The following is a 13,564-nucleotide window of genomic DNA, read 5'->3' as shown; positions in this document are numbered from 1 at the left end:
TGGGCCTTCTGCTCGGCCAGACGCAGCTTCTCCTCAAGTTCCTTGATGCGCTGCTCCGGGGTCGGAGGCGATTTTGGCATGACAGGTCTCCTGGCGGCGCGCTCCGTGGCCCCGGGACGCCAGTCCTGGTGACCATAGCGACGCAACCACTGTAGTACCGTCGAGCGGCCCTGGATACCGTAGCGAGCCTGAGCCTGCTTGTAGGTCATCTCGCCGCGCTCGACCTGGTCTACCACCGTCTGTTTAAAGGCCAGGGTGTAGTCCCGCTGGGTGCGTTTAATGCGTTGATTCATCACGTTCTCCCAAGATAAGGGGCGGAACGTGTCAACTCTATTCAGGACAGGTCAAGTTTATGAAAAAAGGCCCGGCACTGCCGGGCCTTTTGCATGGCAGTAAAAGTTGCTCGTTCACCCCAGTGTGTAGCAGGGGACATAGTCGCTGCCTGGCAGTTTCATGCGCCCCTGAGCAACGAAGGAGCTCAACAGCTCATCAAGCCGTGACATAAGTTCTGGCTCGGCATGCAGGCGGAAAGGACCATGGGCTTCGATGGCGCGGATGCCGGGCTCCTTGACATTGCCTGCCACAATGCCTGAGAAGGCCCGCCGCAGGTTGGCCGCCAATTCATGGATGGGCTGATCGTGATGCAATGCCAAGGCAGCCATGGCTTCGTGAGTCGGCTCGAAGGGCTGCTGGAAGTCGGGCTGTATGCTCAGGCGCCAGTTGTAGTAGAAAGCGTCATCGTGGGCACGGCGGAACTCGGTGACTTCATCGATGCCTTCGCGCATGGCCCGTGCCACGCCGATCGGATCGTCGATCATGATGCGGTAGCGTTTGCGTGCCTGATCGCCCAGCGTATAAGCGAGAAATTCGTCGATGCGCTCGAAGTATTCGGCAGCGCTACGCGGGCCGGTCAGAATGACCGGGAACGGCATCTTGGCATTGTCCGGATGCAGCAGGAGGCCGAGCAGGTAGAGTATTTCCTCGGCCGTACCCACCCCGCCGGGAAATACGATGATGCCATGACCGACACGCACGAACGCCTCGAGGCGTTTCTCGATGTCAGGCATGATCACCAGCTCGTTGACGATGGGGTTAGGCGATTCAGCGGCAATGATGCCAGGCTCCGAGATGCCAAGGTAACGCCCGAGCTTGCGGCGCTGCTTGGCATGCGCCACGTTGGCCCCTTTCATTGGCCCTTTCATGGCGCCCGGACCGCATCCGGTACAAATGTCCAGTTCGCGCAAGCCGAGGTGGTAGCCTACGTCCTTGGTGTAATCGTATTCTTCCCGAGAAATAGAGTGCCCGCCCCAGCAGACCACGAGACTGGGCTCGCAGGAGGACTTGAGCGTGCCGGCATTGCGCAGGATATGGAACACGGCATTGCTGGTATCCTCGCTGCTCGACAGATCGAAGCGCGGATGCTGCTGTATCTCGTTGTAGACATAGACGATATCGCGCAGAACCGCCGACAGGTGTTCGCGTATCCCGCGAATCATCTTGCCGTCGACGAAAGCTTCGGCAGGCGCATTGCTCAGTTTAAGCCGAATGCCGCGGTCCTGCTGGAGCACCTCGATATCGAAGTCGTGATACGCCTCCATCAAAGCGACACTGTCATCGGTAGCCGTGTCGCAGTTGAGCACGGCCAGGGCGCAGCGTCGCAGCAGGTCATGCAGCCCGCTCGATGACGTATCGCGCAGGCGATTCACTTCATGCTGGGAAAGAACTTCGAGGCTACCCTCGGGAGATATCGTCGTGGAAATCTTGTGTGGCATTCAGGGATTCCTTATTGACCGCGAGGCGATGCTTGACCTGCACGGTTCCTGATGTCTGGCTGCGCTCACGGTTGCTTGCCTCCATTGCTTCCTCGGCCTATGCCGAATTGCTCCATGGCCCTAAGGTTACAATGAAATCCTGGGTCGGGTCAGAGTCAACTTCCAAGGTTCACGTAACGTGGTTGGACGAGGAGTGCATGCAGTCGTTGTGCAGAACCTACGATGCTAACACGCCTGATGACGAACTCGCAGCGCTGCGCGTGTTGGCAATGTCTGATAATATTCAAGCAGAGACATCAGCCGTTTCGCGCAATGGCGCCGTGTTTTCGTGTCGTTCGCTCGCCACCGTCGTGTTGGCACCCGGTCGATTTCCGTCATCTGCATCATCCGTGAGTGGACTCGACGATTCATGTTCAATGCCCAGTATTTTCGTACCTTCATCACGCTTGTCGAGACCGGGAGTTTCACGCACACGGCGCGACGCCTCGATATGACGCAGCCGGGTGTGAGTCAGCATATTCGCAAGCTGGAACAGTATCTCGACAAGCCATTGCTCAACCGGCAAGGGCGGCGATTTGCACTGACCGAGACCGGTCGGCGAGCTTACGATTATGCCGTCAAGCTATTCGCCGAACACGAGCATTTTCGCCACTCGCTGGATGATGATTCATTGCATGCCGGCGACTGTCGCATCGCCTCACCGGGAAGCGTCGGGCTGATGTTTTATCCGTTTATTCTGGGTTATCAGCAGATGCATCCCGGATTGACGGTGAGCTATAGCTTTGCCTTCAACCACGATATCGTGAAGGATGTGCTGACTGGCCGTTATGATCTGGGCATCGTGACCGAATTGACCAATCAGCCTGATCTCGAGCATGAACCGTGGCATCAGGAGCCGCTTTGCTTGGTGGTGCCGGCTGATTTTGCAGGCACTACGCTCAATGATTTGATGGCGTTGGGATTCATGAACTATTCCAACGGAATCAACCATGCCAGCCAGTTGCTGCGGGCGAATTTCCCCGGCGAGTTTCGAACGATGAACCAGTTTCCCAAGCAGGGCTACACCAACGAAGTAGCCATGGTGCTGGATGCCGTGGCACGCGGCCTGGGCTTCACCGTCATTTCCCGCCTGGTGCTGGAAACCTCACCATGGCAGCGTCAGGTCAAGGAGCTGGCACTCCCTCAGCATGTCTATGAAACCCTGTATATCGTGACCCGTGCCGGCGCCGAGATGCCAAGGCGTTATACACAGCTTCTTGAGGACTTCCGAGAGCAGCGGCGCAATACCTTGTACGGTCTCTCCGAAGAGCCTGAATTCGACGCCTGACGCGCGAAGAGCGCCAGCCAGGTCGTGCTGTTCTTGGTACGGTAAAGATACGGCCCCGTAGACTGTCATCTACGGGGCCGTATCTTTTTCTCGAGCTTCTTGAGGATCAGTCGCGATAGCTGTCGATGGTCGGGCAAGAACAAATCAACTGCCGGTCGCCATGGACGTTGTCGACGCGGTTGACTGCCGGCCAGAACTTGGCCGTTTTGGTCGCCTCGGACGGGAAGGCAGCGATCTCGCGGCCGTAAGGACGTTCCCAACTGTCATCCATCAGGTCCGCCATGGTGTGCGGTGCATTGACCAGCGGATTGTCATCGGCTGGCCATTCGCCACGCTCGACGCGGCCGATTTCCTCACGAATGGCAATCATGGCGTCGCAGAAGCGATCGATTTCATAGCGCGACTCTGACTCTGTCGGCTCGATCATCAAGGTGCCCGGCACAGGGAACGACATGGTCGGGGCGTGGAAGCCATAATCCATCAAGCGTTTGGCGATGTCTTCCTCGCTGATGTCCGAGGCCGCCTTGAGCGGACGTATGTCGATGATGCACTCGTGAGCCACTGTACCGTTGACTCCCTTGTAGAGCACGGAGTAGTGGCCCTCGAGTCGCTTGGCGATGTAGTTGGCATTGAGTATCGCCAGCTCCGTTGCCTCGCGCAGCCCCTTGGCGCCCATCATTTTGATGTAGGCCCATGAAATCGGCAGGATCGAAGCACTGCCGAACGCGGCGGAGGATACGGCACCGCATTCCTTGCGTACCCCCGGGATCGGAGTGACGACATGGTTGGACACGAAGGGGGCCAGGTGAGCCTTGACGCCGATCGGGCCCATGCCGGGGCCGCCGCCACCGTGGGGAATGCAGAATGTCTTGTGCAGATTGAGATGCGAGACATCGCCGCCGAAGTCGCCGGGACGGCACAGGCCGACCTGGGCATTCATGTTGGCACCGTCGATATACACCTGGCCACCGTTGCGATGCACGATGTCGCAAGCCTCGCGGATTTCTTCCTCGAAGACACCATGGGTCGAGGGATAGGTCAGCATGATTGCCGACAAGGCTTCGCTGTGCTTCTCGGCCTTGTTACGCAGGTCGTCGAGATCGATATTGCCGTTCCGGTCACATTCGACCACCACGACCTTCATCTGTGCCATCGCCGCCGAAGCCGGATTGGTGCCGTGTGCCGAACTGGGGATCAGACAAATATCGCGATGACCTTGGCCTTCGGCAGCCTGGTAGCGGCGAATGGCCACCAGGCCGGCGTACTCGCCCTGGGCTCCCGAGTTGGGTTGCATGGAGATGTGGTCGTAGCCGGTGATCTCGACCAGGAACGCTGCCAATTCGTCGATCATCTGCTTGTAGCCGACGGCCTGGTCGCCGGGAACGAAGGGATGCAGGGTGGCGAATTCTGGCCAGGTGATTGGCATCATCTCACTGGTGGCATTGAGCTTCATGGTACATGAGCCCAGCGGGATCATGGCATGAGTCAATGACAGGTCGCGATTCTCGAGGCGCTTGAGATAGCGGAGCATCTCGGTTTCGCTGCGATAGCGTGTGAAGTTGGGATGTGTCAGGTAATCACTTTCACGCACGCAAGCGGCAGGAATGCCGCCGATACCCTTGGAGATCACCTCGTCGTCGAGGCTGGACACCGACAGTTCGTGTTCTTCGCCCAACAGCACGTCGAAGAGAATGGCGACGTCGGCGGCCGTGGTGGTCTCGTCGAGGCTGATGCCGATACGTCCGTCCTCATGGAAACGCAAGTTGATCTCATGGGTCAGGGCACGGCCATGAATCTTGCCTGCATCGGCTCCCGCCACGGTCAGCGTGTCGAACCAGCTGTCATGGGCCAGTGTCAGCCCCTTGCGCTTAAGGCCTTCGGCCAGGATGGTGGTCAGTCGGTGGATGCGAGAGGCAATGGTGCGTAGCCCTTCAGCGCCATGATAGACCGCATAGAAGCCGGCAATATTGGCCAGCAGGGCTTGTGCCGTGCAGATATTCGAGGTGGCCTTTTCACGACGGATATGCTGTTCCCGGGTTTGCATCGCCATGCGCAGTGCCGTGTTGCCGCGGCTGTCCCGGGATACCCCGATGATACGTCCAGGTATGGAGCGCTTGTGCTTGTCCGTGGTGGCAAAGAACGCGGCGTGCGGACCGCCATAGCCCATCGGAACACCAAATCGCTGCGAGTTGCCCAGAACCACGTCGGCACCGAGGGCACCAGGCTCCTTGATCAGGGCCAGGCTCATCAGGTCGGCGGCGACACAGGTCATGATCTGGCGATCGCGGGCTGCACTGAGCAGCGGCGACAGGTCGTGAACGCAACCCGTTTCGCCGGGATACTGGAGCAGAGCACCGAACACGTCATGCTCGGCAATGCGCTCGGGCCTGTCGACGATCAGTTCGAAGCCGAAGTAAGCCGCACGCGTGCGTAGCACGTCCAGCGTCTGCGGCAGTACGTCATCGGCGACAAAGAACTTGTCGGTCTTGGCCTTCTTGTTGGCCCGGCGGCATAGCGCCATGGCCTCGGCGGCAGCGGTCGCTTCATCGAGCAGCGAAGCATTGGCCAGATCCATTCCGGTCAGGTCCATGACCATCTGCTGGAAATTGAGCAGCCCTTCCAGCCGGCCCTGGGCGATTTCTGGCTGATAAGGTGTATAGGCCGTATACCAGCCAGGGTTCTCGAGTACGTTGCGGGCAATGACCGCAGGGGTATGCGTGTTGTAGTAGCCTTGGCCGATATATGTCTTGAATACCTTGTTCTGGCGGGCCAGCCGCTTCAGGTAGTCGAGCGCTTCGGCTTCGCCACGGGGCGCTTCGAGGTCGAGTTCGCGTCCCAGGCGAATACCGCGGGGAATCGTTTTCTCTATCAGCGCATCCATGCTGTCGATGCCGAGCGTGCCCAGCATATGGGCGACGTCCGCACTGTCCGGTCCATTGTGACGATGAACGAAGGCATCATGGTTGGCCAGTTCGGCCAGGCGGCGTTTTTCTACAGCCATGGGTCACCTGTGTGGCAGGGCGGTCAGGCCCGTATCGGATAATGGCAATGCTTGCGAAAGACGCCGGCACCAGGCGCCTTTCACGGGGAGAATCAGTCTTCTTCGGCCTCTGCAATCTTGGCGTAGGCGTCGGCATCGAGCAGGTCGGCGAGCGCCGTGTCGTCGGACAGCTTCAGCTTGGCGATCCAGCCGTCTTCGTAAGGGGACTCGTTGACCGTTTCCGGTGCGTCTTCCAGGCTTTCGTTGACCTCGACGACTTCACCGGCCAGCGGGGCGTACAGGTCGGAAGCGGCCTTGACCGACTCGATGACACCGAATTCCTCGCCGCTATCGAGTTCACGCCCGACTTCGGGGAGTTCGACGAACACGACATCACCCAAGGCTTCCTGAGCGTGGTCGGTAATGCCGATGGTGACCGTGCCGTCGCCGTTGTCCAGCACCCATTCGTGGCTTTCGGTGTAGCGAAGGTTATCGGGAATGGAGCTCATCTTATTTTCCTATACGAAAAGGGTTTCCTGTCGGCGGGAATCGTACCGCCATATGTCTGAGGTTACGAGTCCCATAGGGATGTCCAATGAGTTTGTGCCGCCATACGACCTGACCGTGGCTATAGCGTGGCCACCTTTCGGGATCTCGTCCAGCCAGTTGCGCTGAATGCATCAACCTTTGCCGTAATGTCGCTTGTCGGAAAACTCGGCATGTTTTCCAGCGGCATGAGTTCGCAACGGGCCAGGTTGTCTAGACTGTATCAGGTCGGTAATGTAGCGATGTTTCTTATCGGAAACAAGTTTCTCGATGAGAAGGGGGCGGCTGTCCGCAGCGATCAGACAGCAGCGTGCTGATATCGGTGCTTTCGACGAACGTCCTAAGGTTTTACTGCGATAGGCCAGGCAGGCAAAAATTTCCTATATAACGCTGGGTCTCGGTGGCGGTATTCGCTAAGGTAAGCGGGTTTGTAAGAAGCGGGTCGCTTCTCCGTCTTGCTCAGGGCTTAACGGTGCGCCGAGAGCCCATAACAACAAGCGAAATATTGGAGTATTCACGTGGAAACGTTGACAAATATTCTCTCAGCTATCGAAGGGGTGGTCTGGGGCCCCCTGATGCTCTTGCTGCTGCTCGGGGTGGGGTTGTATCTCCAACTGGGTCTGAAGGTCATGCCCATCCGCAAGCTTGGGGTCGGCTTCAAGCTATTGTGGCAGGGGCGGACCACGGCCGAAGGGGATGAAAAGGAAGGCGAGGTGTCGCCATTCAATGCCCTGATGACCTCGCTCTCCGCGACCATCGGCACCGGTAATATCGCCGGGGTTGCCACGGCGATCTTCCTAGGGGGCCCTGGCGCCGTGTTCTGGATGTGGATCACTGCCTTGGTAGGTATGGCGACCAAGTTCGCGGAGGCCGTGCTCGCCGTTCGCTATCGTGAGGTCGACGAAGCGGGAGACCACGTCGGTGGGCCCATGTACTACATCCGCAACGGCCTGGGCCGCAAGTGGGCCTGGCTCGGTGGGTTATTCGCCTTCTTCGGCGCTGTCGCCGCGTTCGGCATTGGTAATACCGTACAGTCGAACTCTGTCGCCGATGGGCTTAACGAGTCATTGAATCTGCCGCCCTGGCTGACCGGGATCGTGATCATGCTATTGGCCGGGGCAGTCATCCTGGGCGGCATCAAGCGTATTGCCAAGGTGGCAGGCAAGCTGGTGCCGCTCATGGCCATCGCTTACCTGGTCTGCGGTCTGCTGGTCCTGTTCATTAACGCCGATCAGATCGGTACGGCGCTCGGGCTGATCTTCGGCCATGCATTCACGCCGATCTCCGCAGCGGGCGGTTTCGCTGGGGCCGCCGTGGCCAAGGCCATCCAGTTCGGCGTGGCGCGTGGGGTGTTTTCCAACGAGGCTGGGTTGGGCAGTGCACCGATCGCCCACGCTGCGGCACAGACCAAGAATCCCGTTCGCCAGGGGCTGGTGGCCATGCTGGGCACGTTCATCGATACCATCATCGTCTGCTCGATTACTGCCCTGGCCATTCTGACCACCAGTGACTGGACATCGGGCGAGACCGGGGCAGCACTGACGACCATGGCCTTTGACAACACCTTGCCGGGCTTCGGGCAGTATGTCGTGTCCTTTGCCTTGGCCGTGTTTGCCTTCACGACCATTCTCGGTTGGGCCTTCTACGGCGAAAAATGTTTCGAGTATCTGTTCGGCGTACGTTCGATCAAGCTTTACCGTGTGGTCTACATTCTGGCCATTCTTGCTGGTGCCGTAGCCCCTCTGGATTTCGTCTGGCTGATGGCCAGCGTCTTCAATGCCCTCATGGCGATTCCCAACCTGATTGCCTTGGCCTTGCTGTCGCCGGTCGTGTTCAAGCTGACCAAGGACTACTTCGAGGGCAAGACCGTGCTGCCGGGTGAAGACCTGGGGCGCTGAACCGCCGAACGCATGAATCATGACGAGGAGCGACCCGATGTACGAACTTGGCAAGACCCCGCTGCACGAGTTGCACCAGCAACTGGGCGGCAAGATGGTCGAATTCGCTGGCTACTCCATGCCGGTACAATACCCGCTGGGAGTCAAGAAGGAACATGAGCATACCCGCACGTCATGCGGGCTGTTCGATGTCTCGCACATGGGGCAGATTGTCGTGCGCGGTCCTGAGCCTGCCCAGGCGCTGGAGTCGCTGGTCTGCGCCGACATCGTGGGCCTGCGCGAAGGCATGCAGCGATATGCGCTGTTTACCGGTACCGAAGGCGGCATCCTCGACGACCTGATGGTGGTCAACGCCGGCGATCATCTCTATCTCGTGGTCAACGCCGCCTGCAAGGCGCAGGATATCGCGCATCTGCGCATGGGGCTGGGCAGCGAATATGAAGTCGAGGAACTCGATCGTGGCTTGCTGGCGTTGCAGGGGCCAAAAGCGGCAGATGTGATGGCTCGACTGTGTCCTGATGCCTGCAAGATGACCTTCATGCAACACAGCCGTCATGACATGGCGGGTATTCCCGTCTGGATCAGTCGCAGCGGCTATACCGGCGAGGACGGTTTCGAGATATCGGTAGCGGCAGAGCAGTGCGAGGCACTGGCGCGGCAACTTCTGAATGAAACGGAAGTGGAGCCGATCGGTCTGGGTGCCCGCGATTCGCTACGGCTCGAGGCGGGCCTGTGCCTGTACGGTCACGATATCGATCAGACCACCACGCCTGTGGAAGCAGGGCTTATCTGGGCCGTAGGCAAGTCGCGTCGCTATGGAGGGGAGCGTGAAGCCGGGTTTCTGGGTGCGGATATCATCCTCCATCAGATCCAGGCCAAGGATCACCAACGCAAGCGTGTCGGCCTGCTTGGCGAGGGGCGCGCACCGGTACGCAAAGGCGCTGAACTCTACTCCGAGGACGACAGGCATATCGGACAGGTCACGTCCGGCAGTTTCGGTCCCTCGGTGGGCAAGCCGGTAGCGATGGGCTATGTGTCGATTGATGATGCCGAGCTCGGCAATGTGGTCTATGCCGAAGTGCGTGGCAAACGTCTGCCAATGACTATTGCCAGGATGCCATTCGTCGAGCCTGGCTACTACCGCGGCTAGTTTGGTAAATATACCGTTATCTTGTCAATGCCAAGCCGTCTCTCCAGAGACGGCTTTCTCGTTCATGCTTGGCTGATCAATAACGGAATTCAGCGCAGCACGGTGCGCGGATCGATGGGCTTGCCGCCATGGCGCACGTCGAACAGCAGGTCATAGCGCTCGGTAGCTGAGCTGTAGCCCACCGTGCAGACCGCCACGCCAGTGCTTACAGATTGACCTTCCTTGACCTTCAGATCGTCACACAAGGCATAGACGCTCTGCAGGTTGTCGGGATGATGGATGATGACCACATTGCCCAGGTGTCTCATGCTATTGGCAAAACTGACCTTGCCGCTGGCCACTGTCTTGGCCTGGCTACCCCCCTGGGCGCTCAACAACATGGGTTGCAGGCTGCCGCGACCATCCTTGCCGAATTGCCGTACGATGCGATAGTCATCGAGCGGCCAACGCCACCCCTTCTGTTGTGCTGGCAGCGGTCCGGGATCGGGAAGCCTGGCCGGCGGCTTGGTGGCCGGACGCGATGGTTGCGGTGCTCGACTTGCCACACGTGGCGTGTCACCGCGCAGGGGGACGTGAAGTAGGTAGCCCACCTTCAGTGTATTGGGGTTCACCGAGCGATTGGCGGCCTGGATGCGTCCAGGCGTGGTGCCGAAATATCGTGCAATACTCGAGTAGGTGTCGCCGGGACGTACCTGGTAGCGGTAGGGACCACCCGAGGGGGCGCGCTCCTGCTGGGTCGGGACCATGATGCGTTGGCCGATAGCCAGCTTGTGTGGGTCAACGCCAGGATTGAAGCGCAACAGGCGGACGAGCGGAACGTCGGCACGCTTGGCGATGGCGCCCAATGTGTCGCCACGCTGGATCGAAACCCAGTTTCCTGCCAGGGGAGGGGCGGTACGCCAGGTCGTCGATCCCGCAGGCGTGGCGCAACCGCTCAGCATCAGGCAAAGCAGGGCGATTAACCCAATGAATCGAGGAAATGATCCTTGTCCTGCCACAAGGCGTTGAGCCATGTCTGGAAGCGTTCCTTATACTGCGGGTCCTGATGATAATCACCACCGTGCATCCAGCCCGGCAGGTCGAGGCGTCGAGCATACAGGCTCACGGAGGCTTCTCGTCCGCAGAGAAAATCCCAGAAACTGGGGGTTTCGCGAGCGTAGCCCAGCGTGACATCGAGGATGCCGCTGAGCCTGCGGCCCAGCAGACTGACAACTTGAGCCGTGCCACCTGCCTTGGGGCGCAGCAAGTGGCGATAGGGACTATTCTGCACGCGTTGCTTGGCGGTGGTGAAGCGGGTGCCTTCAACGAAATTGTAGATAGCCATGGGCATTTGCTGGGCGCGCTCGCAAAGTCGTTCGGTGGCTTGCCTATCGCGCATGGCCAGTGTGGGGTTGCGCTCAAGGGCGTCGCGCTTGTAGCGCCGCATGAACGGAAACTCCAGCGCCCACCATGCGAGGCCAATCACCGGTACCCAGATCAACTCTCGCTTGAGAAAGAAGCGCGGCATGGGAATGCGGCGGTGCAAGGCCATCTGCAGCAGGAAGATGTCGGTCCAGCTGCGGTGATTGGCAATCACCAGCCACCATTGGTGAGGCGATAGGCCCTCCGGTAGGTGAATGTCCAGGCGTGGCTTGAGCCAGCGCCGCATCCACCACAAGTTGGTGCCTATCCAGGCCAGGGCGATACGGTTCAGGCCGCCCAACAGCTGCAGGCGTAGCCGGCGTGTTGGCGTGACGAGTTTCAATAGGGCCAAGGCGTACAGAGGAACGGCCCAGAACAGGGTGCTGAGCACCAGCAGTAAAATGCTCACGAGCCCCTTGAGGGTCGACATGCCAAGCTCCTTCAATGACTTGCCGACATGCTACTGGATGCGACGTAGGCTGCCCAGCCTTGATGACGCGCCTCGCGCCGATTCTGCGGCGCAAGGCGAGTATATTACTGCTGAAGCTCGGGAAGGTCTTCGTAGAGTTTCAGGGCTTCCGGGTTGGCCAGGGCATCCTGATTCTTGACGGGCCGACCATGGACGATGTTGCGCACTGCCAGCTCGACGATCTTGCCCGACAGGGTGCGGGGAATGTCACTGACCTGAATGATCCTGGCCGGTACGTGGCGCGGACTGGTATTGGTGCGAATCGTGCGCCGAATCTCGTCGCGCAGGGGATCGTCGAGTTCGACACCAGGCTGCAGGCGCACGAACAGGACCACGCGGAGGTCATCCCCCCATTCCTGCCCGATGCATAGTGACTCGAGAACCCCCTCGACCTTTTCCACCTGGCGATAGATTTCGGCAGTACCGATGCGCACACCACCGGGATTGAGCACGGCATCCGAGCGACCATGGATGATCAGGCCATCCTCGGCGGTGATTTCGGCATAGTCACCATGTGCCCAGATGCCCGGGAAGGTCGAGAAGTAGGCGTCCCGGTAACGCTCATTGTCTGGATCGTTCCAGAAACCGATGGGCATCGAGGGGAAGGGGCGTGTACACACCAGTTCGCCTTTTTCCTCGCGTAGTGGTCTGCCATTGTCATCGAAGACATCCACTGCCATGCCCAGGCCACGGCACTGCAGCTGGCCGCGATAGACCGGACGAATCGGGCAGCCCAGAGCGAAACAGGAGACGATATCGGTGCCACCGGAAATCGATGCCAGCAGCAGGTTGGGCTTGATGTCGCGATAGACGTAATCGAAAGACTCGTGAGCGAGAGCCGAGCCCGTGGAGAGTACGGCACGCAGGCGGCCAAGGTCATGACTTCGCCCAGGCTTGAGGCCTTCCTTCTCGCAGGCGGCGATGTACTTGGCACTGGTGCCGAATACGGTGATGCCTTCGCGCTCGGTCAATGACCACAGCACGTCGGGCGCGGGAGCGAAGGGCGAGCCGTCGAACAGCACCAAGGTCGCACCGCAGGCCAGGCCGGACACCAGCCAGTTCCACATCATCCATCCGCAGGTGGTGTAGTAGAACAGTACGTCGTCAGCCCGGAGGTCGGTGTGCAGGCGATGCTCCTTGAGGTGCTGAAGCAGCGTGCCGCCTGCCGAGTGGACGATGCACTTCGGGGCGCCAGTCGTGCCTGACGAATACAGGATGTAGAGAGGGTGGTCGAACGGCTGAGGGTCGAACTCGATCTCGGTAGCCGCATTGTTCAGGTAATCATGCCAGGCGACGGCCTTGTCGATACCGTGTGTGTCAGCTTCGTCATGCAGAAAGGGAAAAATCACCACCTGATTCAATGACTCGATGGCGCCACTGATTTGCGCGACGCGTTCGCGCGTATCGATGGGCTTGCCATTCCAGGTATAACCGTCGGTGGCAATCAGCACCTTGGGCTGGATCTGCCCGAAGCGATCGAGCACGCCATTGAAGCCAAAGTCCGGCGAGCAGCTCGACCAGACAGCGCCCAGGCTGGCTGTGGCGAGCATCCCGATAATGGCATGCTCGCTGTTGGGCACGAAACCGGCTACGCGATCACCGGCGGTGACGCCGCTGCCCCGCAGCGCATGGGCCAGCTTGGCAACCTGGTCGTAGAGTTCGGCATAGCTGAGCTGTTGGCGGCGCCCGCGCTCGTCGCAGGCAATCAGGGCCGGATGTTGATCTCGCCGGCGCAGCAGGTTGGCGGCGAAGTTGAGACGAGCATGGGGAAACCAGCGAGCACCCGGCATGGCGTCAGGGCGCTCGAGTACCGTATCGCCCTGGGTATCAGCCAGCACGTCGCTATCTTCCCAGACCAGCTGCCAGAACGCTTCCAGATTGTCCACGCTCCAGGCATGCAGCGCTGAATAGTCGCGGATCTCGATGCCATGCTCGCGATTGATGCGCTGCATGAGGGCATGCATCTGTGTCGCTTCGATCTCGGTTTGGGAAGGCTGCCAGAGCGGTTGCGACATGCTGTC

General features: G+C 59.6%; 10 protein-coding genes. 3 read left to right on the top strand and 7 right to left on the bottom strand.

The features are described 5' to 3' along the window. The coding region (locus BM194_RS11885) for a helix-turn-helix domain-containing protein (RefSeq protein WP_143097591.1) at nucleotides 1–293 on the bottom strand (293 nt) is incomplete at its 3' end. A gap of 114 nt (nucleotides 294–407) precedes the next feature. After that, entirely contained in the window at nucleotides 408–1,772 is a 1,365-nt protein-coding gene (gene ppnN, locus BM194_RS11880; protein WP_092846999.1) for a nucleotide 5'-monophosphate nucleosidase PpnN, read from the bottom strand. Between the two features lie 409 nt (nucleotides 1,773–2,181). Here ppnN and BM194_RS11875 point away from each other — a divergent pair, with 409 nt between their 5' ends. After that, the gene (locus tag BM194_RS11875) at nucleotides 2,182–3,099 is read left to right on the top strand and encodes a LysR family transcriptional regulator (protein ID WP_092846997.1); all 918 of its coding nucleotides are present in this window, start codon (nucleotides 2,182–2,184) and stop codon (nucleotides 3,097–3,099) included. A gap of 106 nt (nucleotides 3,100–3,205) precedes the next feature. Here the strand turns inward: BM194_RS11875 and gcvP are convergent, their stop codons facing one another. Then, nucleotides 3,206–6,100 (bottom strand): aminomethyl-transferring glycine dehydrogenase, encoded by a 2,895-nt coding sequence (gcvP, locus tag BM194_RS11870; protein WP_092846995.1) that lies wholly within the window; start codon nucleotides 6,098–6,100, stop codon nucleotides 3,206–3,208. Between the two features lie 92 nt (nucleotides 6,101–6,192). Continuing rightward, entirely contained in the window at nucleotides 6,193–6,588 is a 396-nt protein-coding gene (gene gcvH / locus BM194_RS11865) for a glycine cleavage system protein GcvH (protein ID WP_092846993.1), read from the bottom strand. A 555-nt stretch (nucleotides 6,589–7,143) separates the two neighbouring features. Between gcvH and BM194_RS11860 the strand changes: the two genes are divergently transcribed. After that, nucleotides 7,144–8,523: an alanine/glycine:cation symporter family protein gene (locus BM194_RS11860; protein ID WP_092846991.1), complete on the top strand. Its 1,380-nt coding sequence runs from the start codon at nucleotides 7,144–7,146 to the stop codon at nucleotides 8,521–8,523. 37 nt (nucleotides 8,524–8,560) lie between these two features. Then, nucleotides 8,561–9,673 (top strand): glycine cleavage system aminomethyltransferase GcvT, encoded by a 1,113-nt coding sequence (gene gcvT, locus BM194_RS11855; RefSeq protein WP_092846989.1) that lies wholly within the window; start codon nucleotides 8,561–8,563, stop codon nucleotides 9,671–9,673. 89 nt (nucleotides 9,674–9,762) lie between these two features. Here gcvT and BM194_RS11850 read toward each other — a convergent pair whose 3' ends face one another. The 3 genes from BM194_RS11850 to BM194_RS11840 form a co-directional block, all read right to left on the bottom strand. After that, entirely contained in the window at nucleotides 9,763–10,686 is a 924-nt protein-coding gene (locus tag BM194_RS11850; RefSeq protein ID WP_092846987.1) for a LysM peptidoglycan-binding domain-containing protein, read from the bottom strand. Continuing rightward, on the bottom strand, nucleotides 10,632–11,504 hold the full coding sequence (locus tag BM194_RS11845; protein ID WP_092846985.1) for an acyltransferase: 873 nt from the start codon (nucleotides 11,502–11,504) through the stop codon (nucleotides 10,632–10,634). The genes BM194_RS11850 and BM194_RS11845 overlap by 55 nt, the downstream gene beginning before the upstream one ends. 104 nt (nucleotides 11,505–11,608) lie before the next feature. Further along, the gene (locus tag BM194_RS11840; protein WP_092846983.1) at nucleotides 11,609–13,558 is read right to left on the bottom strand and encodes an acetoacetate--CoA ligase; all 1,950 of its coding nucleotides are present in this window, start codon (nucleotides 13,556–13,558) and stop codon (nucleotides 11,609–11,611) included. Nucleotides 13,559–13,564: the final 6 nt, after the last annotated feature.

It is taken from the genome of Modicisalibacter xianhensis (assembly GCF_900113605.1).
Taxonomy (GTDB): Bacteria; Pseudomonadota; Gammaproteobacteria; order Pseudomonadales; family Halomonadaceae; genus Modicisalibacter; species Modicisalibacter xianhensis.
The sequence above is the reverse complement of the archived record's forward strand: the minus strand, read 5'-3'. Positions and strand labels throughout refer to the sequence as shown.